At 65.4% G+C, this 20870-nt stretch carries 19 protein-coding genes; 17 read left to right on the top strand and 2 right to left on the bottom strand.

All coding sequences use genetic code 11. From position 1 onward, the window contains the following. Position 1 precedes the first annotated feature (1 nt). Entirely contained in the window at positions 2–1840 is a 1839-nt protein-coding gene (locus RBA41_RS13970; protein ID WP_306624595.1) for a DUF885 domain-containing protein, read from the top strand. A 15-nt stretch (positions 1841–1855) separates the two neighbouring features. On the opposite strand, the gene RBA41_RS13965 is transcribed toward RBA41_RS13970, so the two are convergent. Then, positions 1856–2836 carry an NADPH:quinone oxidoreductase family protein gene (locus RBA41_RS13965; protein WP_306624594.1) on the bottom strand — a complete coding sequence of 327 codons (981 nt, stop codon included), beginning with the start codon at positions 2834–2836 and terminating at the stop codon, positions 1856–1858. A gap of 216 nt (positions 2837–3052) precedes the next feature. Between RBA41_RS13965 and RBA41_RS13960 the strand changes: the two genes are divergently transcribed. From RBA41_RS13960 to RBA41_RS13925, 8 genes are all read left to right on the top strand, one after another. Continuing rightward, positions 3053–3664: a toll/interleukin-1 receptor domain-containing protein gene (locus RBA41_RS13960; RefSeq protein WP_306624593.1), complete on the top strand. Its 612-nt coding sequence runs from the start codon at positions 3053–3055 to the stop codon at positions 3662–3664. 10 nt (positions 3665–3674) lie between these two features. Next, positions 3675–6047 carry a tetratricopeptide repeat protein gene (locus tag RBA41_RS13955; RefSeq protein ID WP_306624592.1) on the top strand — a complete coding sequence of 791 codons (2373 nt, stop codon included), beginning with the start codon at positions 3675–3677 and terminating at the stop codon, positions 6045–6047. A gap of 78 nt (positions 6048–6125) precedes the next feature. Then, a complete protein-coding gene (surE, locus tag RBA41_RS13950) occupies positions 6126–6863 on the top strand; it encodes a 5'/3'-nucleotidase SurE (protein ID WP_306624591.1) in 738 nt (245 codons plus the stop codon). After that, the gene (locus RBA41_RS13945) at positions 6860–7828 is read left to right on the top strand and encodes a protein-L-isoaspartate(D-aspartate) O-methyltransferase (RefSeq protein WP_306624590.1); all 969 of its coding nucleotides are present in this window, start codon (positions 6860–6862) and stop codon (positions 7826–7828) included. Before surE ends, RBA41_RS13945 begins: the two co-directional genes overlap by 4 nt. A gap of 68 nt (positions 7829–7896) precedes the next feature. Then, positions 7897–8844 carry a peptidoglycan DD-metalloendopeptidase family protein gene (locus tag RBA41_RS13940; protein ID WP_306624588.1) on the top strand — a complete coding sequence of 316 codons (948 nt, stop codon included), beginning with the start codon at positions 7897–7899 and terminating at the stop codon, positions 8842–8844. A gap of 42 nt (positions 8845–8886) precedes the next feature. Further along, entirely contained in the window at positions 8887–9930 is a 1044-nt protein-coding gene (rpoS, locus tag RBA41_RS13935) for an RNA polymerase sigma factor RpoS (protein WP_306624587.1), read from the top strand. Positions 9931–10016: 86 nt separating this feature from the next. Beyond that, positions 10017–11357 carry a 23S rRNA (uracil(1939)-C(5))-methyltransferase RlmD gene (gene rlmD / locus RBA41_RS13930; protein WP_306624585.1) on the top strand — a complete coding sequence of 447 codons (1341 nt, stop codon included), beginning with the start codon at positions 10017–10019 and terminating at the stop codon, positions 11355–11357. A gap of 98 nt (positions 11358–11455) precedes the next feature. Continuing rightward, a complete protein-coding gene (locus tag RBA41_RS13925) occupies positions 11456–11761 on the top strand; it encodes a sigma factor (RefSeq protein WP_306624583.1) in 306 nt (101 codons plus the stop codon). 70 nt (positions 11762–11831) lie between these two features. On the opposite strand, the gene RBA41_RS13920 is transcribed toward RBA41_RS13925, so the two are convergent. Beyond that, positions 11832–12509, bottom strand: a complete 678-nt coding sequence (locus RBA41_RS13920) for a Bax inhibitor-1 family protein (protein ID WP_306624581.1) — start codon at positions 12507–12509, stop codon at positions 11832–11834. A gap of 226 nt (positions 12510–12735) precedes the next feature. Here RBA41_RS13920 and ndk point away from each other — a divergent pair, with 226 nt between their 5' ends. The 8 genes from ndk to bamB all read left to right on the top strand — a co-directional run bounded on the left by ndk (position 12736) and on the right by bamB (position 20864). Continuing rightward, entirely contained in the window at positions 12736–13161 is a 426-nt protein-coding gene (gene ndk / locus RBA41_RS13915; protein ID WP_167089422.1) for a nucleoside-diphosphate kinase, read from the top strand. A 118-nt stretch (positions 13162–13279) separates the two neighbouring features. Next, on the top strand, positions 13280–14449 hold the full coding sequence (gene rlmN, locus RBA41_RS13910; protein ID WP_306624580.1) for a dual-specificity RNA methyltransferase RlmN: 1170 nt from the start codon (positions 13280–13282) through the stop codon (positions 14447–14449). Continuing rightward, a complete protein-coding gene (gene pilW, locus RBA41_RS13905) occupies positions 14446–15306 on the top strand; it encodes a type IV pilus biogenesis/stability protein PilW (protein ID WP_306624578.1) in 861 nt (286 codons plus the stop codon). Before rlmN ends, pilW begins: the two co-directional genes overlap by 4 nt. Before the next feature lie 13 nt (positions 15307–15319). Continuing rightward, positions 15320–16309 (top strand): helix-turn-helix domain-containing protein, encoded by a 990-nt coding sequence (locus RBA41_RS13900; protein ID WP_306624577.1) that lies wholly within the window; start codon positions 15320–15322, stop codon positions 16307–16309. A 13-nt stretch (positions 16310–16322) separates the two neighbouring features. After that, positions 16323–17597, top strand: a complete 1275-nt coding sequence (ispG, locus tag RBA41_RS13895) for a flavodoxin-dependent (E)-4-hydroxy-3-methylbut-2-enyl-diphosphate synthase (RefSeq protein WP_306624576.1) — start codon at positions 16323–16325, stop codon at positions 17595–17597. Next, positions 17590–18945, top strand: coding sequence for a histidine--tRNA ligase (gene hisS / locus RBA41_RS13890; protein ID WP_306624575.1), 1356 nt, complete (start codon positions 17590–17592; stop codon positions 18943–18945). Before ispG ends, hisS begins: the two co-directional genes overlap by 8 nt. A 59-nt stretch (positions 18946–19004) precedes the next feature. Continuing rightward, positions 19005–19658 carry a YfgM family protein gene (locus RBA41_RS13885; RefSeq protein ID WP_306624573.1) on the top strand — a complete coding sequence of 218 codons (654 nt, stop codon included), beginning with the start codon at positions 19005–19007 and terminating at the stop codon, positions 19656–19658. A gap of 51 nt (positions 19659–19709) precedes the next feature. Further along, complete coding sequence (gene bamB / locus RBA41_RS13880; protein WP_306624654.1) at positions 19710–20864, top strand: outer membrane protein assembly factor BamB; 1155 nt, start codon at positions 19710–19712, stop codon at positions 20862–20864. Positions 20865–20870 lie beyond the last annotated feature (6 nt).

Genomic DNA, 20870 nt, shown 5'->3' with positions numbered 1-20870 from the left:
CATGACCGTGCTGCGCTCGCTGTTACTTTCCGCCTTGATGGGCACGACCGTGGCCGCTGGCGCCGTGGACCAGGCTGCGGCCGGGATCAAGGCCCAGGTCCCCGCGCCGCCGCCTCTGGCCGCTGAGGCAAGCATGGCCGCCAATCCGGCCGCGCAGCTGGCCCAGCTGGCCGAGCGCTATTACGAAGCGCAGGCGCGCTTCGAGCCGGTCAACGCCACCTTCGCCGGCGACAACCGCTTCGACGACTTGCTGCCGATGACCATCGTGCCATCGGTGCGGGCGCGCCAGTTCGCCATGCTGCACGAGGTGCGCGACGAGCTGGCCCGGATCGACCGCAGCAAGCTGACGGCGCTCGACCTGACCACCTACGACATCCTCGGTTTCGAGGTCAACAACCTGCTGCGCTTCGAGCCGCTCAAGGATTACCTGCTGCCGATGAACCAGATGGACAGCCTGCCCGTGCTGCTGGCCAATTTCGGCGCCGGCGACGGCTCGCAGCCGCTGGCCACCGTGGCCCATTACCAGGCATACCTCAAGCGCATCACGGCGTTGCCGCAGTGGACCGACGCGGCGATTGCCAACATGCGCACCGGCATCAAGCAAGGCGTGGTGCAGCCCAAGGCATTGGTGCAGGCGCTGCTGCCGCAGATCAAGGCGCTGGCCGCCGCGACGGTCGACACCAGCCCGTACGCCGCACCGGTGCGCGCGCTGCCGGAAGCGTTCAGCAAGGGTGAAAAGGCGCGCATGACGGGCGCCTACCGCGAAGCGGTGCGGGTGCAGGTGCTGCCGTCGCTGCGCAAGCTGGCCGCCTTTTTGGAAACCGACTACCTGCCGGCCGCGCGCGCGACCGCCGGCTGGGGCAGCCTGCCGGACGGCGGCAACTGGTACCGCGCCTGGGTGGCGGCGCAAACCACGAGCGCACTGGCGCCGGAAGAAATCCACCGCATCGGTCTGGCCGAGATGAGCCGCATCAACGCCGAATTCACGAAGCTGGCGCCCAGGCTGGGCTACACGGGGGCGCCGGCCGGCTTGCCGCGCTGGCTGACGCAGCAGCCCAAGTACCGGCCCTTCAAGACCGAGGAAGACGTGCTGCAGGCCTACCGGGCGCTGAACGCGCGCATCCTGCCGATGCTGCCGCGCCTGTTTGCGACCCTGCCCGAGGCGCCGCTGGAAATTCGCGCCGAGCCAGCCCTGTCGCGCGATACCGCGTCCGACCATTACACGGCCGCGGCGGCGGATGGCTCGCGTCCGGGCATTTTCTGGGCCGTGATTCCCGATCCGGCCAAATACGCCAGCACGCGCATGACCTCGCTGTTCCTGCACGAAGGCCATCCCGGCCACCATTTCCAGCTGTCCAAGCAGCAGGAATTGCCGATTCCAAAGTTCCGCAAGTTCGGCGGCAACAATGCCTATATCGAAGGCTGGGCCCTGTACGCCGAATCGCTGGGCAAGGAAATGGGCTTGTATGAAGACCCGAATGCCTACGCCGGCCACCTGATGCTCGACATGATGCGCGCGGCCCGGCTGGTGGTCGACACCGGCCTGCACGCCAAGGGCTGGACGCGCGAGCAGACCATCCGCTTCCTGGTCGATGAAGCCGGCAGCACCGAAGACGATGCGCGCAACGCGACCGAACGCTACATGGCGTGGCCGGGGCAGGCGCTGGGCTACAAGGTGGGGGCGCTGAAGATCATGGAACTGCGCCAGCGCGCGCAGGCGGCGCTGGGCGACAAGTTCAGCCTGGCCAGGTTCCACGATGCGGTGCTGGCTGACGGCACCTTGCCGCTGGCGCTGCTGGAAACCAGGATCAACGCCTGGATCGCGCAGCAGGCCAGGTAGAGGCGGCCTGGCCGCTCAGGCGTCCGGCACGATCACCACCTTGCCGGTAACCTTGCGCGCGGCCATGTCGTTCAGTGCCTGCGCCGTCTGTTCCAGCGCGTAGCGGCCTGATATGCGCGGCCGGATCTTGCCTTCGGCCAGCCATCCCATCAGTTCGCGCATGGCCGCCATGTTGGCCTTCGGTTCGCGCTTGGCGAACTCGCCCCAGAACACGCCCATCAGCGAGGCGCCCTTGAGCAGGGTCAGGTTCAGCGGCAGCTTGGGGATGTCGCCGTTGGCAAATCCCACCACCAGGTAGCGCCCGCGCCAGCCGATCGAGCGGAAGGCCGGCTCGGCGTAGATGCCGCCGACCGGATCGTAGATCACGTCCGGCCCCTTGCCGTCGGTGGCGGCCTTGATCGCTTCGCGCAAATCCTCGTTGCTGTAGTTGATGGTGGCGTCGGCGCCATGCTCGCGGCACACCGCCAGCTTGTCGTCGGTGGACGCGGCCGCGATCACGCGCGCGCCCAGCGCCTTGCCGATTTCAATGGCCGCCAGGCCGACGCCGCCGGCCGCGCCCAGCACCAGCATGGTTTCGCCCGCCTTGAGGGCGGCGCGGTCGGCCACCGCGTGGTGCGAGGTGCCGTAGGTGAGGGTGATGGCGGCGGCGGTGTCGAAATCCATGCCGGGCGGCATCGGCATGAGCGCCTGGGCCGGCACCACGATCTGCTGCGCGAAGGCGCCCTGGGCGGTAAACGCGATCACCCGGTCGCCCAGCCTGACGTTGCTCACTCCCTCGCCCAGCGCGCTGACCACGCCCGACAGTTCGCTGCCGGGGGTAAATGGCAGCTCGGGCTTGAACTGGTACTTGCCCTGGATGATCAGCACGTCCGGGAAGTTGACCCCGGCCGCCTTCACGTCGAGCAGCACCTGGCCGGGCCCCGCCACCGGGGCGGCCACTTGTTCCACTACCAGGCTGTCGGGCAGCCCCCACGCTTTGCAAACCACGGCTTTCATTGGTGTCTCCGATGAGTGTTATAAAAAAATAGTACGACCGTTTGATTTTTTATTATGCCTCAATTCCGTGCGCCCGGGTTGGCCGTGGTCGGCTGAAACGCGCCGGGCCCGGCCGCGCCACTCAGCGGTTTGCGCGTGCGCAAAGCCACCTCGGCCGCGCTTGTTAAAGTCGACAGCGCGAGCGCATCAGTGGGACCACCGGAGAGGGAGGCTGGCATGGCAATCCGTTATGGCTGTTTCTTTAGTTACGCCCACGGTCGCCGCGATGGACTGATGAACGAGTTCAAGATCGCCCTGTCGGACGCCATCCGCTGCTATCTGGAACCGTATTTTGACAATGAGGACGAGCTGTTCATTGATACGGAACAGCTCGGCGGCGGCGACGATATCGACCGCCGCATCGCCCGCGCCATGTGCGAGAGCGTCACCATGATCCTGATCTACACGCCCAAGTATGAGGCCCACGGATATACGCGGCGCGAGTTCGCGGCCATGCAGCAGATCGAGGCCGAACGAAGTCGGTGGTACACCATGCCCAGCCACCTGATTATTCCCGTGATTATGACCATGCACCCGGCCCGCCTGCCGCCCCAGATTGCCGGCTCCAGCTTTTACGTGGATTTTTCGCATTTCACGATGGCAACGGGCGACCTGAAATCGCACCCGGAGTTCCTGCCAGATATCAAAAAGATCGTGAACAGGATTGTCATCCACTATGAGTACCTAAAAAAGTACACCCCTGTCGGCCATGATTGCAACCAATTCGTGCTTCCCGATGTCCCACCCGTGTGGCGCGATCTGCCGGATCTGACTTTTCCGAAAAAATAAGAGGAGCAACATGGAAATCAAACGCATTACCCTGCCGCCGCTGGCCGGCCCCGGTGACGTGACGACGTTCTACTCGTTCGAGAGCGGCTCGGCGCGCAGCATGGCCCTGTCGACCATGGCGGTGCTGCTGGCCGGACGCCAGAACGCGACCGTGCCGGTGCTGATGATCGACTTCGACACCGCCGCGCCGGGCCTGCACCATCATTTCGGGCGCCCCGGAGAACGGCCCGGCCTGCTTGAATATTTCCAGGCTTGCCGCGACCACCTGCGCCTGTTCGGGCGCGGCGCCGCCGCGCGCGACGATGTCGCGCTGGCGCGCCAGGTGCTCGAGGCGGTCGACTGGGAACCGTTCGTCGAACGGGTCGACCAGAGCCGCCCGCTGTACCTGATGCGCGCCGGCCGCTTCGACGACAGTTACGGCGAGCGCGCCGACCAGTTCGACTGGGATGGCTTGTTCGAGGCGTGTCCGGCGCTGTTCCGTTGCTTCGCCGATTACATGGCGCAGCGCTTCGCCCATGTGCTGGTCGATGCGCGCAGCGGGCGCTCGGCCGCCGTGAGCATCTGCACCACCTTGCTGCCGCGCCGGCTGGTGGCCGTGTTCACGCCCAACCAGGGCAGCCTGGACGGGCTGTCCGGGGTGGTCACGCGCGCCATCGATTACCGCTGCAGCCACGAGGATGAACAGCGCCCGCTGCTGGTCTATCCGCTGCCCTCGTCGATCGACAGCGCCGACGTCCAGCGCCGCCTGCTGTGGCGGCGCGGCGACCCGCAGCGCGCGCTGGCCGGCTACCAGAGCGTGATCGAGCAGTTGCTGCGCCAGTGTTACGGCGTCGCGCGCATCTCGCTCGACAGCTATTTCGATGAAATCCAGTTGCAGCAGATCCATGCGGTGGCCGGCGGCGAAGCGCTGGCGGCGGTTGCCGAACGCGATTGCGACCGCTTTTCGCCGGCGCGCACGTTTTCCACCTTGCTCGACTGGATGAGCGGCAATTATTTTCCCTGGCAATCGCACGCCGAGGTGCGCCTGTGCGCCGCCATCAGCGCCGCCCGCGAGCGCCTGGGGCGGGGCATCACCACGGCGCTGTCGCTGCCGCTGGCGCACGACCTGCACCAGCTTGGCCTCTTGTACCGCGGCAACGGGCGCGTCGACGACGCCATTGCCTGCTTTGAAGAAAGTACCAGCCTGCGCCAGCGCCTGCTCGGCGACGAGCATGCCGACACCCGCGCCACCCGGGCCCTGCTGGCGGTGGTGCTGCGCCAGCAGGGGCGCACGGCCGAGGCGCGCCTGCTGCAGGAGTTGCTCGTCGACGATTGTGCGCGCCTGCTCGGGACCGACCACCCCGACACCCTGGCCGCGCGCGCCGCGCTGGCCGCGACGCTGGCCCACGCCGGCGAATTCGCGCGCGCGCTGGGCCTGCACGAACAGCTCATCGAGGCCAGCGAGCGCGTGCTCGGCTGCGGCCACTTGCACACCCTCGACCGCCTGGCGGGGCAAGCCCGGACCCTGGCCCGCCATGGCGAGCTCAGCCGCGCGCGCATGGTCTACGAACGGGTGCTGGAAGGGCGCGAGCGCCTGCTCGGCAGCGAGCACGAGGACAGCCTGCGCTGCGCCCAGCAACTGGCGGCCCTGCTGCTGGAACTGGGCGACCTGGGCAATGCGCGCAAGCTGCAGGAAGGCGTGGCCGGCGCGCGCGAACGCAACGCCGGGCCCGACCATCCAGCCACGATGCAGGCGCGCGAGCTGCTGGCCGAGATCATGGCCGCCCAGAGCGATCTGGGCGGGGTGCGCGGGATGCTCGAACTGCTGGCCAAAAGCCGCGAGCGCTGCCTCGGGGCCGACCATCCCGACACCATCACCAGCCAGACCCGGCTGGCCTCGACCCTGAGCGAGCAGGGCGACCTGGACGCCGCCCGGCGCCTGCAGCAAAAGCTGGTCAATGGGCACGAGCAGGTGCACGGCAGCGACGACGCGCACACCCGCGACATCAATATGGCGCTGGCGTCCACGCTCTCGCGCCAGGGGCACGGCGTGGACGCGCGCAAGCTGGCCGACAGCGTGCAGCAGGGCAGCGTGCGGCGCAGCGGCATTCTCGACGCGCCCGACAGCGGCGACAGCCTCGGCTACAAGCTGGCCCAGCTGCAGGAATTGATCGACCAGCGCTGCGAACGCGAGGCGCGCGCACTGGCCGACAGCCTGCGCAAAAGCGTGCTTCGGCGCAACGTGCCGGCGCTGCTGCGCCTGCGCGGGGTGGCCCTGATCAAGCAGGTTTATCAGCGCAACAACGACAAGGATGCGCTGCTCGCGTTTGCCCAGGACGAGGTCTCGGCGCTGCAGCAGGCGCTCACCGACGCCGTCGGCGGGCGCCCGGTCAGCGCCCAGTAAAGCCATCTGGCGCGCCCGGCGCACAATTTGTTGGGCGCGGGCCAGCGTGGCGCTCATTGCATCAGGTAAAATCGGTGCATGAGAATTCTTATCAGCAATGACGACGGCTATCTCGCCCCCGGCATCCAGGCCCTGGCCGAGGCGCTCGCCGCGGTGGCCGAGATCGTCGTGGTGGCGCCCGACAGCAACCGTTCCGGCGCGTCCAATTCGCTCTCGCTGGACCGCCCGCTGTCGGTGCAGAAGGCGGCCAACGGCTTTTACTTCGTCAACGGCACCCCGACCGACTGCGTCCACATCGCCCTGACCGGCATGCTCGACTACCGGCCCGACCTGGTCGTGTCCGGCATCAACAATGGCCAGAACATGGGCGACGACACCCTGTATTCGGGCACTGTGGCGGCCGCGACCGAAGGTTATCTGTTCGGCATTCCGGCGATCGCCTTTTCCCAGGTGGCGCACGGCTGGGAGCACATCGATGGCGCCGCCCGCCTGGCGCGCGACATCGTGCTGCGCCGCTTCGACGAGTTGCCGGCGCCGTACTTGCTCAACGTTAATATTCCGAACCTGCCCTACGCAGCCTTGACCACGGTGCGCGCGACCCGGCTGGGCCGGCGTCACCAGGCCGAACCGGTGATCCGCGGGCGCGATCCGCGCGGGCGCGAAATCTTCTGGATCGGCCCGCCGGGCGCCACGCGCGACGCCGGCGAGGGCACCGATTTCCATGCCACCGCCCAGGGCGAGGTCTCGGTCACCCCGCTGCAGGTCGACCTGACCCATCGCGACCAGCTGGCGCTGCTCTCGCGCGGCCTCGCATGAGCGACAAGCCGGACAAACGCAGCACCTTCCCGCTGCCGCTGTCGTCGGTGACGGGCGATGCGCGCAAGGGTCCGGCCTTCGCGCCGGCCAGGGTGGCAACGCCCCGGGTCGCCAATTCGCCAGTGGCGACCCCCAGAGTCGCCACGCCCCAGACCGCGACCCCCAGAGTCGCCACGCCCCAGACCGCGACCCGGAATGCCGCCAGGAACGGGGTGCAGCCGAACGGCCCCAGTCCCTACGTGGCGCGGGTGGTGGCATCGCCCTCGAAGTCGCACAGCGACGCCCTGCTGCGCGCCCAGCCGCTGCCGGTGGCGCCGCCGCGGCCCGACATGGGCGTGTCGGACGCGATCCGGCGCGCGATGGTGGCGCGGGTGGCGCGCCAGGGCGTCAAGGATACGGTGGTGCTGGGCGCGCTCGAAACCGTGCAGCGCCACCGCTTCATCGAGCCGGCCCTGTCGGCCCAGGCCTATATCGACGCATCCTTGCCGATCGGCCACAACCAGACCATTTCCCGTCCCTACATCGTGGCGCGCATGCTGGAAGTGCTGCGCAACGGCGGCCCCCTGAACCGCGTGCTGGAGATCGGCACCGGTTGCGGCTACCAGGCGGCGGTGCTGTCGTGCATCGCCAAGGATGTGTATTCGGTCGAGCGGATTCGTCAATTGCACGAGCTGGCCAAGACCAATCTGCGCCACCTGGGCATCGTGAATCTGCGCTTGCACTACGGAGATGGTATGCTAGGCTTGCCCCAAGCCGCCCCATTCGACGGTATCATTCTGGCTGCGGCCGGTCTGGAGGTGCCGCAGGCACTGCTCGATCAGCTCAGCGTGGGTGGCCGCCTGGTCGCCCCGGTGGGTGCGCAGGTCCAGCACCTGCAGCTGATCACCCGTACCGGCAAGGCCGAATGGATGAGCGAAACCCTGGAAGGCTGCCACTTCGTGCCCTTGCGCCCGGGCACCGTTTAAGCGTTCGCCCGGCCTGCGCCCATGGTGCGCGCCCCAGCTTAACAGAACACGACACACATAACATGAGAATGAAATACACAAGCCATCTTCCCCTGCTGTTCCTTACGATCGGCCTGCTCAGCGCCTGTCATACCGCCCCCCGCCGTCCCGTGCCTGTGGTCGACCGCCTGCCGGCCGCCGACATCCGCGCCCCGCGCGCCACCGACGACGCTAAAGACGAGCGCGGCATGTACACGGTCAAGCGGGGCGATACCCTGATCCGCATCGCCCTCGATCACGGCCAGAATTACCGCGACCTGGTGGCCTGGAACAACCTGGCCAATCCGAACGACATCAAGGTCGACCAGGTGCTGCGCGTGATGCCTCCGGAAAGCGTGGTGATCAGCAAGATCGACATGCCGCCGCCGGAACCGAAAAAGCCGGCGCCGCCGCCGGTGGCGGAAGTGGTCAAAAAGACCTCGCCGCGCGCCGACAAGCGTCCCTACAGCGACAGCGCGCTGGCCGAGCTGCAAAAAAACGAGGGCGGCGCCGCCAGGCCGGATCCGAAGCCGGCCGAGAAACCCGAGCGGGCCCCGCCGCCGCCGGCGGTTGCCGTCGCGCCGCCGCCCGTGGTCACGCCGGGCAGCACCGTGACCGCCACCGACGACGAAAAGCTGAGCTGGATGTGGCCGTCCGACGGCAAGATCGTCGCCACCTTCGACGAAGGCAAGAACAAGGGAATCGATATCGCCGGCAAGGCGGGCCAGCAAGTCATGGCCGCCGGCGCCGGAAAAGTCATGTACGCGGGCAGCGGCATCCGCGGTTATGGTAATCTGGTGATTGTGAAGCACAGCAACAGCCTGCTGTCCGCCTATGCCCATAACCGCAGCATCGTGGTCAAGGAAGGGCAGAGCGTCAACAAGGGCCAGATTATTGCCGAGATGGGCGATTCGGATGCCGATTCGGTCAAGCTGCACTTCGAGATCCGCCAGCAGGGCAAGCCGGTCGATCCTTCGCGTTTCCTGCCTAACCGCTGACGAACTGCCGCGCAATTTATCCGATACCGGCCCGTGGATCCTATGACGCATTCGAGCTACCAGCAAGGCGACGATCCGGTTCCCGATGAGTTTTCGGACGAGCCGGCCGAGGTCGACGCCGACGCCGACCCGGAGATCGACCCGGAGATCGACCCGGATGCGGAGCCCGGCATTGGCGCCGATGCCGTGCCGGTGGCCGGCGCGGTGCTCGAAAGCGTCGACGAACTGAAAAAAGTGCTGGCGGCCGAGCTGTCGACCGATACTACCCAGCACTACCTGAACCAGATCGGCACCCGGGCGCTGCTCACGGCGCCCCAGGAAGTGCACTACGCCACCCTGGCCAAGGCGGGCGACTTTCCCGCGCGCCAGACCATGATCGAGCACAACCTGCGGCTGGTGGTATCGATCGCCAAGCATTACATCAACCGTGGCGTGGTGCTGCTCGACATGATCGAGGAAGGCAACATCGGCCTGATGCGCGCCATCGACAAGTTCGAGCCGGAGCGCGGTTTCCGTTTTTCCACCTACGCCACCTGGTGGATCCGCCAGAGCATCGAGCGCGCCATCATGAACCAGGCGCGCACGGTGCGCCTGCCGGTCCACATGGTGCGCGAGCTGAACCAGATCCTGCGCGCCAAGTACCACCTCGAAGCCCAGCACCACAACGGCAAGGATGCCAGCGCCGAAGACATCGCCCACCTGGTCGGGCGCCCGGTCGAGGAAGTGCAGGATATCCTGGCCCTGTCCGAGCACGCCACCTCGCTCGACGCCCCGCTCGACAACGATCCGCAGTCGAGCCTGATGGACATGCTGCCCGGCGACGCCGACGACAGCCCCGACGCCCGCGCCGAACACCACGAAATGACGGTGCTGGTGCGCGACTGGCTCACGCGCTTGCCGGACAAGCAGCGCATCGTCATCATGCGCCGTTTCGGGCTCGACAACGACGATCCGGCCACCTTGGAGACCCTGGCCGACGAGATGGGCGTCACGCGCGAGCGGGTGCGCCAGATCCAGCAGGAAGCCCTGGTCAAACTGAAACGGGCGATGGCCGCCCGTGGCGTGGTGCGCGATTCCTTGCTATGATGCGCGCGGGCTGACACGGCTGCGCGCCACTCCTCCTTTTCCCTTTTAATCCTCTTTCCGCACACGCCACGCGCGTGTTTTTCGCCATGCAAGACACCATTCTCGACATCAAATCCCTGGACATGGACGCCCGCGGCGTCGGCCACCTCGCCAACGAGGACGGTTCGCCGGGCAAGGTCATCTTCGTCGAGGGCGCCTTGCCGGGCGAAAAGGTCAGCTTTCATACCTTCAAGAAGAAGAAAAACTGGGAAGCGGCGCGCATGACGGTGCTGCACAAGCCGTCGTCGATGCGGGTCGAACCGAAATGCCCGCATTTCGACAATTGCGGCGGCTGCTCGATGCAGCACCTGGAGCCCTCGGCCCAGGTGGCGATGAAGCAGCGTGTGCTGGAAGATAATCTGTGGCATATCGGCAAGGTCAAGCCGGGCAATGTGATGCGCCCGATGTACGGCCCGACCTGGGGCTACCGCTACCGCGCGCGCCTGTCGGTGCGCCATGTTGCCAAAAAAGATACGGTGCTGGTGGGGTTTCACGAAAAGCGCTCGGCGTTTGTCGCCGACATGAGCGACTGCAAGATCCTGCCGCCGCACGTGGCCGCCATGCTGCTGCCGCTGCGCGCGCTGGTGGGCGCCTTGTCGATCTTCGACCAGATGCCGCAGATCGAAATCGCGGTCGGCGAGGAAACCACGGCCATGGTGCTGCGCATCATGGCGCCGCTCACTGGCGCCGATGAAACGGTGCTCAAAAGCTTTGCCGACCAGTGGCATATCCAGTGGTGGCTGCAAACCAAGGGTCCGGAAACGGCCGCACCGTTTTATCCGCTGGGCAAGGAACTGTATTACACCCTGCCCGAATTCGGCGTGAAGATGCCGTTCAAGCCGGTCGATTTTACCCAGGTCAACCACCACATCAACCGGGTGCTGGTCGGCAAAGCGCTCAATCTGCTGGACGTGCAGCCGAGCGACCGCGTGGCCGACCTGTTCTGCGGCCTGGGCAACTTCACCTTGCCGCTGGCCACGCAGGCCAGGGAAGTGGTCGGCATCGAAGGCAGCACCACCCTGACCGAGCGCGCGCTGTCGAATGCGCGCGCCAACGGGCTGTCGGAGAAAACCAGCTTTTCGACCCGCAACCTGTTCGAGGTGACGGCCGAAGACCTGGTCGCGCTCGGCAAGTTCGACCGCATGCTGATCGATCCGCCGCGCGACGGCGCCATGGCGCTGGTGCAAGCCCTGGCCGCACTGCGCCTGAGCCATCCGGAGATGCTGCCCAAGCGCATCGTGTACGTGTCGTGCAGTCCGTCCACCCTGGCGCGCGATGCCGGCATCCTGACCCACGAGGCGGGCTACCAGCTGAGCAAGGCGGGCGTGGTCAATATGTTCCCGCACACCTCGCACGTGGAATCGATGGCCGTGTTCGACCTGGTGTAGCGGCAAGGCAGGGAAGGGGCGGCGCCGTTTGGTATAATGAGAATCATTCTCATTTCCGGCCGCGCGCCGCCGTGCGGCCTGCTGTTGCAGCGGCCCTCATGCAGCGCGGGTCGGAACGATCATTCTTCCAGCCGCCTGCCATCGTGTTCGAACGCTATCACCTCGAATTGCTCAATTTCCTGCATCGCCTTCTTGGCGACCGCCGCGCCGCCGCCGACCTGGCGCAGGAGAGCTTCGTGCGCGTGCCGCGTCGCGGCCGTCTGCTGCAGGCTGGCTGCGCCATGCTGGCCCTGTTGGTGACCGGCGGCGCCTGGCTGGGCTGGGACCACGAGCGGCGCCCTGACCTTCGGCGCGCCGCGCAGCGCCAAGGCATCGCTGGCAATCGATTTCTGAGCCGCGGCTAGCCTTCCTGCCGCTTTCCGGACGTAAAAAAACCGGCCCGCAGGCCGGTTTTTTATTGCGGGAAATGAAACTTTATTCGCGTTCGCCGCCCAGGCCCAGCAGTGCCAGCAGGTGCTGGAAGATGAAATACACATCCAGGTACAGGGCCAGCGTGGCGCTGATGTAGTTGGTTTCGCCGCCGTTGACGATGCGCTGCACGTCATACAGGATGTACGCGGAGAAAATCGCGATGGCGATCACCGAAATGGCCAGCCACAGGGCAGGCATCTGGAACAGGTAGTTGGCCAGCGATGCCACGATCAGCACCATGACGCCGGCGAACAGCCATTTGCCCATCATCGAGAAATCGCGCTTGGTCACGGTGGCGATGCTTGCCAGCACGGCGAAGATGCTGGCGGTGCCGCCGAAGGCGATCATGATCAGGGTGCCGCCGTTGGAAAAGCCCAGGGTGCGCGTGAGCAGCGGCGTGAGCCAGATACCCATGAAGAAGGTAAAGCCCAGCAGCACCACGACGCCCATGGCGCTATGCTTGGTTTTCTCGATACCCCAGATAAAGGCCCAGGCGAGGGCCAGGAACAGGCCGAAACCGAGGAAGCCGCGCGGTACCGGCAGCTGGAACATCACGCCGATGACGGCGCCGAGCACCGTCGGAATCATCGACAGGGCCAGTAGCCAGTAAGTGTTGCGCAATACGCGATGACGCACTTCCTGGCTTCCCGCCAGGGTGTAGTCTTGCATGCTGATTGACATAGTGCCTCCGATTGATAAAAAGTAATGCTCACTAAAAGAATAGCACGGCGGGAGAAAAGCGCGCAAAATCGCGCTTGCGCCCGCGTGTATTTGCTGGCGTCACTCTAACACTTCTGCGGCCGGCCGTGCAATATCCCTCAAAAAGGGGTGTTGTATGGTAAAATCGAAGGTTGATTGGGTCTCATCACCCAACATTAAACCTTTCTTTTTATTGGAGTTTTTACAAATGGCAATCGAACGCACCCTGTCGATCATCAAACCAGATGCAGTTGCAAAAAACGTCATCGGACAAATCTACAGCCGCTTTGAAGGCGCTGGCCTGAAAGTGGTCGCTGCCCGCATGATGCACCTGTCGCGCGCCGAAGCAGAAGGCTTCTACGCCGTGCACGCTGCACGTCCATTCTTCAAGGACCTGGTCGAATTCATGATCTCGGGTCCTGTCATGGTGCAAGCGCTCGAAGGCGAAAACGCCATCGCGACTCACCGTGACCTGATGGGCGCGACCGATCCGAAGAAGGCGGAAAAAGGCACGATCCGCGCCGATTTCGCCGATTCGATCGATGCCAACGCTGTTCACGGCTCCGACGCCGCCGAAACCGCTGCTGTGGAAATCGCTTACTACTTCCCGGCACTGAACGTGTACTCGCGTTAATCAGTCATCCGTGACTGTTTGACCTGCATCACACCGCTTGTCCGGTTCGCCGGGCAGGCGGGACGCTGTTGAGGCATGCTTTTGAAACAACTTTGTCCTGACTTAATAAAGAATACATATGACGACTCTCACCAACCTGCTGGACTTCGATCCCGCGCAACTCGTCGCTTACTGCGCCGACTTGGGTGAGAAGCCGTTTCGTGCCAAACAGCTGCAGCGCTGGATTCACCAGTTCGGCGCCAGCGAGTTCGACACCATGACCGACCTGGCCAAGTCGCTGCGCGACAAGCTGGCCACGCGCGCGGAAATCCGCGCCCCGGCCGTGATCAGCGACCACACCTCGCTTGATGGCACGCGCAAGTGGCTGGTCGACGTAGGCAATGGCAACGCGGTCGAAACCGTGTTCATCCCGGAAGAAAACCGCGGCACCCTGTGCATTTCCACCCAGGCCGGCTGCGCCGTGAATTGCCGGTTCTGTTCCACCGGCAAGCAGGGCTTCAACCGCAACCTGACCGTGGCCGAGATCATCGGCCAGCTGTGGATGGCCGAATTCGAGCTGCGCCGCACCAAGGGCATCGAACCCGGTCCCAAGGGCGAGCGCCAGATCACCAACGTGGTCATGATGGGCATGGGCGAGCCCCTGCTCAATTTCGAGCCGACCGTCACCGCCCTCAAGCTCATGCTCGACGATAACGCCTACGGCCTGTCGCGCCGCCGCGTGACCCTGTCGACCTCGGGCGTGGTGCCGATGATGGACAAGCTGTCGCAGGAAGTGCCGGTGGCGCTGGCCGTCTCCCTGCACGCGTCGAACGATGCGCTGCGCGACGGCCTGATTCCGCTGAACAAAAAATACCCGTTGCGCGAGCTGATGGCCGCCTGCCGCCGCTACCTCGAATTCGCCCCGCGCGACTTCATCACCTTCGAATACTGCATGCTCGACGGCGTCAACGACAGCGACGAGCACGCGCGCGAGCTGGTGGCGCTGGTGTTGGACCCGGCGCTCGGCGTCTCGTGCAAATTCAACCTGATTCCGTTCAATCCTTTCCCTGAGTCTGGCTTGTTGCGCTCGAAGAATCCGCGCATCAAGGCGTTCGCCCAGGTGCTGATGGATGCCGGCATCGTGACCACGATTCGGAAAACACGCGGCGACGATATCGACGCCGCCTGCGGCCAGCTGGCCGGCGAAGTGCAAGACCGTACCCGCGTACAGGAGCGCATGGAAAAAATGGCTGAATATCAAAAGAAATTTGGCGCCGACTTCGGGCGCATCGTGGAGATTGCTTCTTGAGCGCGCGCCTGCCGCGGCAATCGTCCCGTCCCTTGCGCCGCCTGCTGGCGCTGCTCGCCGCCGGCGTGGCGCTGTCGGCCTGCGTGAGCACCACCAGCACCCGCAACGATACCGCCAGCGCCATCGGCCTGCAGGGCAGCAAGACGGAACTGAAAACCAGTTCGGACCAGACCAGCAAGGACAAGCGCGCGTCGATCCGCATGCAGCTGGCCATCGGTTACTACCAGGAAGGCAATTACACGGTTGCCCTCGACGAGATCAAGCAGGCCATCGCCATCGATCCCGAGATCGCCGACGCCTACAGCGTGCGCGCGCTGATCTACACCAGCATGGGCGAGATGGTGCTGGCCGAAGAGAATTACCAGCGCGCGATGCGCCTGGCGCCGCTCAATCCCGACCTGAACAACAATTATGGCTCCTTCCTGTGCCAGACCGAGCGCTACGCGGCGGCGATGGCCCAGTTCGACATTGCCCTGAAAAACCCCCGCTACCAGTCGCCGGTCAAGGCCATGGTGAATGCGGGCGGATGCGCCATCAGGCAGAAAAATTTCGACGCGGCCGAGCGCTACCTGCTCGACGCCCTGCGTTTCGAGCCCGACCTGATGCCGATCAATGCCGGTCTGGCGCGGGTCTACTACGAGCGGCGCGACTACGTGCGCGCCGGTAATTATATCAACCGCGTGAAAGCGGTCGCGAAACCGGAAGCCTTGCCCGCCGATGTGCTGTGGCTGGCGGTCCGCGTCGAGCGCAAGCTGGGCAACAAGGATTCGGAGACGAGCCTGGTGACCCAGCTGCGCCGGCGTCATCCCGGCTCGCCCGAATTCGCAGCCTTCCAGCGCGGTGCATTTGATGAGTGAGACAGGAACGACGATGAGTTCAGAGCGGGCAGAACAACCAGCAGCGGGCGCGAACGCGGGGGCGAACGCAGGGGCGAACGCCGCAGCGAACCATGGTTTGCCGGGCAAGACCCTGGCCGCCCAGCGTGAAGCGATGGGCTGGACGGTGGAGCAAGTCGCCGACCAGCTGAAAATGGCGGTGCGCCAGGTCACCGCGCTGGAAGCGGGCGACTACGCCAACCTGCCGGGACCGGCCGTGGTGCGCGGTTTCGTGCGCGCCTACGCCAAGGTCGTCAAGCTCGACGCGGCGCCGCTGGTAGCCATGATTTCGCTCGACACCCCGGAACTGGCTGAGCCGGGCAGCCGCACCGTGCGGCGCGACAAGCCCGCCACCTTTTCCGAAGTGCGTTTTCCGACCAACGGCAAGCGCTCCAGCCTGCCGCTGGGCCTGATCGGCGCGGCCGTGCTGGTGGTGGCCGCCGCTGCCGGGGCCTGGCATTTCGGCCTGGTGCCGTCGGCGCTGCTCTCAAGCAGCGCCCCGGCCGGCACGTCGGCTACCGCGCCGGCCGCTGCCTCCGGTTCGCAAGCGAGCGTGACGGTGCTGCCGGCGCCGGTGGTGGCCGACAAAGCGCTCACCGCGCCGCTGGAAACGACCCTGGTCAAGCCGGACGAGCGCAAGCCGGTCATCGCACCGTCGCCGCCGCTGGTGTCGGTACTGCCCCCGGCTACCGCGCCGGTCGCCACAGCAGCCGCCACCCCGGCCGCGACCACCCCGGCCGCGCCGCCCGGATCGAACACCCTGGTGCTGAACGTGCGCGCCGATTCCTGGGTCGAAGTACGGCGTGCCAAGGGTGCGCCATTACTGTCGCGCCTGCTCAAGGCAGGCACCGTCGAAACGGTCGAAGTCGGCGAACCGGTCACCCTGATCGTCGGCAAGCCCGATGGCGTGAGCGCCACCCTGCGCGGCGATGCGGTGGCCATGCCGTCCACCAATGGCCGCGTCGCCAGAGTCAACCTCAAGTAATAGGTCTTTGTTCATGTCTTTTTCGAATCTGGTGATCCCTTCCGGCCCGCTCGCGCGGCGCAGCAGCCGGCGCGTGCTGGTCGCGCACGGCGAGCGCAAAATCTGGGTCGGCGGCGACGCGCCCGTGGTGGTGCAGTCGATGACCAACACCGACACGGCCGACGTGATCGGCACCGCGATCCAGGTCAAGGAACTGGCCCGTGCCGGCTCCGAAATGGTGCGCATCACGGTCGACAAGCCCGAGGCCGCCGCAGCCGTGCCCTTGATCCGCGAACAGCTCGACAAGATGGAAATCGACGTGCCGCTGGTGGGCGACTTCCATTACAACGGCCACACCTTGCTGCGCGACTTCCCCGAGTGCGCGCGCGCGCTGTCGAAGTACCGCATCAATCCGGGCAACGTGGGGCAGGGCGCCAAGCGCGACAGCCAGTTCGCCCAGATGATCGAAGCGGCCATCATGTACAACAAGCCGGTGCGCATCGGCGTCAACTGGGGTAGCCTGGACCAGTCGCTGCTGGCGCGCATCATGGACGAGAACGCCCAGCGCGCCGAGCCATGGAGCGCGCAGGCGGTGATGTACGAGGCGCTGGTCACCTCGGCCATCGAAAACGCCGTGCGCGCCGAGGAAATCGGCCTCGGACGCGACCAGATCATCCTCTCGTGCAAGGTCTCGGGCGTGCAGGACCTGATCGCGGTGTACCGCGCACTGGCGCGCCGCTGCGACTATCCGCTGCACCTGGGCCTGACCGAAGCGGGCATGGGCAGCAAGGGCATCGTGGCGTCGACCGCCGCGCTGTCGGTGCTGCTGCAGGAAGGCATCGGCGACACCATCCGTATTTCGCTCACGCCCGAACCGGGGGGCGATCGCACGCGCGAAGTGATCGTGGCGCAGGAAATCCTGCAGACCATGGGACTGCGCAAGTTCGCGCCGATGGTCATCGCCTGCCCGGGTTGCGGGCGCACCACCTCGACCACCTTCCAGGAATTGGCCGACAACATCCAGACCTACCTGCGCGAGCAGATGCCTGAATGGAAAAAGTCGTATCCGGGCGTGGAAGGCATGAACGTGGCCGTGATGGGCTGCATCGTCAACGGTCCGGGCGAATCGAAGCACGCCAACATCGGCATCAGCCTGCCTGGCACGGGCGAATCGCCCGCCGCGCCGGTGTTCGTCGATGGCAAGAAAACCGTCACCCTGCGCGGCGACAAGATTGTTGAAGAATTCCAGGCGATTGTCCTGAATTACGTACAAACCACTTACGGTAAGCAATTAATAGATCATGTCTGAAAATAAAAAAGAAAAAGCAACGAAGATCACGGCCGTCAAAGGCATGAACGATATCCTGCCGGCCGACGCGCCGCTGTGGGAATTGTTTGAAAACACCGTGCACTCGGTCCTGAAAAGCTACGGCTATCAAAAGATCGTCACCCCGATCGTCGAAGACACGGCGCTGTTCAAGCGCGCCATCGGCGCGGTGACCGACATCGTCGAAAAGGAAATGTATTCGTTCAAGGATTCCATGAACGACGACGAACTGACCCTGCGCCCTGAAGGCACGGCCGGCGTGGTGCGCGCGGTCATCGAGCACAATCTTGTCTACGATGGCCCGCGCCGCGTCTGGTACGCCGGTCCCATGTTCCGCCACGAGCGTCCGCAGCGCGGCCGCTACCGCCAGTTCTTCCAGGTCGGCGCCGAAGCGGTCGGCTTTGCCGGTCCGGATATCGACGCCGAGCTGATCCTGCTGTGCCGCCGCCTGTGGGACGACCTGGGCCTGGAAGGCATTCGCCTGGAAATCAATTCGATCGGCGACGCGGCCGAGCGCCAGCGCCACCGCGCCGACCTGATCACCTATTTCGAAGCGAACGCCGCGCTGCTCGACGACGAAGCCAGGCGCCGCCTGCACGCCAATCCGCTGCGCATCCTCGACACCAAGAACCCCGCCATGCAGGACCTGGTGAACAATGCGCCGAAGCTGCTCGACTACCTCGAAGGCGAGTCGGTGGTGCACTTTGAAGGCCTCAAGCGCATCCTGGACCACAACAATATCCAGTACACCGTCAACCCGCGCCTGGTGCGCGGGCTCGACTACTACAACCGCAGCGTGTTCGAGTGGGTCACCGACAAGCTCGGCTCGCAAGGCACCGTGTGCGCGGGCGGACGCTACGATCCGCTGATCGAAAGCTTCGGCGGCAAGCCGACCCCGGCCGTCGGTTTCGCCATGGGCATCGAGCGCCTGGTGGAGCTGATGAAAGAGGCGGGAGAACCGAACGATCCGTCCGAATGCGATGTCTATATGGTGCACCAGGGCGAGGAAGCGCGCATGCAAGCCTTCGTGCTGGCCGAGCGCATCCGTGATGCCGGGCTGGATGTTGTGTTACATTGCGCCGCTGCGAGCGGTCCCGGCAGCTTCAAGAGCCAGATGAAAAAAGCCGACGGCAGCGGCGCGGCCTTCGCCGTGATCCTGGGCGACGATGAAATCGCCAAGCGCACGGCGGCGGTCAAGTCGATGCGCGGCGCCGAAGGCGAGCAGCAGGCCAGCGTGCCGTTCGACGATGTGGTCGACTACCTGGTCAACCAGATCATCGGCGCCCACGAGCATGACCACGACCACGAGCACGTGCACTACCATCACTAAGCGCAAGGCGGCACCCCGCTCTACCCGATTAATCAGTATTTAACTACGTTGAGAATGACATGGCATACGATCTCGAAGAACAAGAACAACTGGCCGCGATGCAGGCCTTCTGGAACAAGTACGGCACCATGCTGATGGTGTTGCTGATCCTCGCCGCCGGTTCCTACTCGGGCTACACCTGGTGGAAGCGCCAGGAGCGCGTCAACGCCGCTGAAGCGTCGGGCCTGTACACGCAGATGCAAACCGCGGCCGCCGCCAAGGACAACGCCAAGGTGCAGCGCATCGCCGGCGACGTGCGCACCAAGTACGCCAAGAGCGCCTACGCGTCCATGACGGCGCTGACCGCCGCCAAGAGCGCGTTCGACGCCAACGACCTGAAGGCGGCCAAGGCCCACCTGCAATGGGTCGTCGACAATGGCAACGACGAGTACAAGTCGATCGCCAAGCTGCGCCTGTCCGGCGTGCTGCTCGACGAGAAAGCCTACGATGAAGGCTTGAAACTGCTGGGCACCAGCTTCCTGCCGCAGTTCAGCGGCGCCGTGGCCGACCGCAAGGGCGATATCCTGGTAGCGCAGAACAAGATCGCCGAAGCGCGCAGCGCCTACCTGGCCGCGCTGGCCACGATGGACGACAAGCATCCGGGCCGCGCCGTGGTCCAGCTCAAGCTCGAAGCCATCGGCGGCAGCGTGCCCGAGACCAAAGCGGCCGCCTGAGCGGTTTCTTAGATCCGCATCAACAAGTTACCCAGAACAAGGTCAATGACTATGCGTATTACCCAGAAACTTATCGGTGTGAGTGTGCTGGCCCTGATGGCCGGCTGCTCCACCCTGAGTTCGCTTAATCCTTTCGCCTCCAAATCCAAGGGCAACGTGCCCGCGCCGCTGGTCGAGCTCAAGGGCACGATGGCCGTGCGCACCGCCTGGAAGCTCGATATCGGCAAGGCCGAGGATTATGTCTTCGCGCCGGCGCTGGTCAACCAGTCGCTGGTGGTGGCCGGCGCCGACGGCGCCATCGCGCGGGTCGACGCGGCCAGCGGCAAGCAGCTGTGGCGCATCAAGGCCGACACCGGCCTGACCGCCGGCGTCGGTACCGACGGCAACATGCTGGTCTTCGGCGGCGCCAAGGGCGGCGTGCTGGCCTACGACCTCGAAGGCAAGCTGCTGTGGAAGGCCCAGGCTTCCAGCGAAGTGCTGTCGAGCCCCGTGATCGGCGAGGGCGTGGTGGTGGTGCGCTCGGTCGACAACCGCATCGTCGGCCTCGACGCCAGGACGGGCGAGAAAAGATGGACCGTGCAGCGCGTCTCGCCGCCGCTGACCCTGCGCAATGCGCCGGGCATGGTGGTGGTCGGCAAGGAAGTCATCATCGCCCAGCCGGGCGGCAAGCTGCTGTCGCTGAACCTGGCCACGGGCGCCGCCCGCTGGGAAGTGGCGGTCGGCGAAGCGCGCGGCGCGACCGAACTCGAAAGGGTCACCGACATCGGCGGCACCCCGGTCGTGATCGACCAGGAAGTGTGCGCCGCGTCCTACCAGGGCCGCGTGGGCTGCTTCGACATCGCCACGGGCGCCGCGCGCTGGACCAAGGAACTCTCGTCCGACGTCGGCGTGACGGTCGACCAGCGCTTCGTGTTCGCCGTCGACGACAAGGGCGCCGTCTCGGCCTTTAACCGCGAAGGCGGCGTGAGCGCCTGGAAAAACGACAAATTGAGTTATCGCCGCCTGTCCACCCCCGTGTCGTATTCGCGCACGGTGGCGGTCGGCGACTACCAGGGTTTCATCCACTTCCTGTCACGGGAAGATGGTTCCTTTCTGGCGCGCGCCGCCACCGACGGGAGCGCCATCACGGCGCCACCGATGGTGGCCGGTTCAAACCTGATCTTTCAAACACAATCTGGGACAGTGACCGCCATCGCGGTCGAATAAAAACAC

This window comes from Massilia scottii (genome assembly GCF_030846495.1).
GTDB lineage: Bacteria > Pseudomonadota > Gammaproteobacteria > Burkholderiales > Burkholderiaceae_D > Telluria_A > Telluria_A violaceinigra.
This window is presented reverse-complemented; position numbering and strand designations above follow the sequence as displayed.

What these genes read in the sequence shown, in the direction of transcription:
- RBA41_RS13970 (WP_306624595.1), top strand. Translation starts at nt 2, where the DNA reads ATGACCGTGCTGCGCTCGCTGTTACTTTCCGCCTTGATGGGCACGACC.
- RBA41_RS13965 (WP_306624594.1), bottom strand. Translation starts at nt 2,836, where the DNA reads ATGAAAGCCGTGGTTTGCAAAGCGTGGGGGCTGCCCGACAGCCTGGTA.
- RBA41_RS13960 (WP_306624593.1), top strand. Translation starts at nt 3,053, where the DNA reads ATGGCAATCCGTTATGGCTGTTTCTTTAGTTACGCCCACGGTCGCCGC.
- RBA41_RS13955 (WP_306624592.1), top strand. Translation starts at nt 3,675, where the DNA reads ATGGAAATCAAACGCATTACCCTGCCGCCGCTGGCCGGCCCCGGTGAC.
- surE (WP_306624591.1), top strand. Translation starts at nt 6,126, where the DNA reads ATGAGAATTCTTATCAGCAATGACGACGGCTATCTCGCCCCCGGCATC.
- RBA41_RS13945 (WP_306624590.1), top strand. Translation starts at nt 6,860, where the DNA reads ATGAGCGACAAGCCGGACAAACGCAGCACCTTCCCGCTGCCGCTGTCG.
- RBA41_RS13940 (WP_306624588.1), top strand. Translation starts at nt 7,897, where the DNA reads ATGAAATACACAAGCCATCTTCCCCTGCTGTTCCTTACGATCGGCCTG.
- rpoS (WP_306624587.1), top strand. Translation starts at nt 8,887, where the DNA reads ATGACGCATTCGAGCTACCAGCAAGGCGACGATCCGGTTCCCGATGAG.
- rlmD (WP_306624585.1), top strand. Translation starts at nt 10,017, where the DNA reads ATGCAAGACACCATTCTCGACATCAAATCCCTGGACATGGACGCCCGC.
- RBA41_RS13925 (WP_306624583.1), top strand. Translation starts at nt 11,456, where the DNA reads ATGCAGCGCGGGTCGGAACGATCATTCTTCCAGCCGCCTGCCATCGTG.
- RBA41_RS13920 (WP_306624581.1), bottom strand. Translation starts at nt 12,509, where the DNA reads ATGTCAATCAGCATGCAAGACTACACCCTGGCGGGAAGCCAGGAAGTG.
- ndk (WP_167089422.1), top strand. Translation starts at nt 12,736, where the DNA reads ATGGCAATCGAACGCACCCTGTCGATCATCAAACCAGATGCAGTTGCA.
- rlmN (WP_306624580.1), top strand. Translation starts at nt 13,280, where the DNA reads ATGACGACTCTCACCAACCTGCTGGACTTCGATCCCGCGCAACTCGTC.
- RBA41_RS13900 (WP_306624577.1), top strand. Translation starts at nt 15,320, where the DNA reads ATGAGTTCAGAGCGGGCAGAACAACCAGCAGCGGGCGCGAACGCGGGG.
- ispG (WP_306624576.1), top strand. Translation starts at nt 16,323, where the DNA reads ATGTCTTTTTCGAATCTGGTGATCCCTTCCGGCCCGCTCGCGCGGCGC.
- hisS (WP_306624575.1), top strand. Translation starts at nt 17,590, where the DNA reads ATGTCTGAAAATAAAAAAGAAAAAGCAACGAAGATCACGGCCGTCAAA.
- RBA41_RS13885 (WP_306624573.1), top strand. Translation starts at nt 19,005, where the DNA reads ATGGCATACGATCTCGAAGAACAAGAACAACTGGCCGCGATGCAGGCC.
- bamB (WP_306624654.1), top strand. Translation starts at nt 19,710, where the DNA reads ATGCGTATTACCCAGAAACTTATCGGTGTGAGTGTGCTGGCCCTGATG.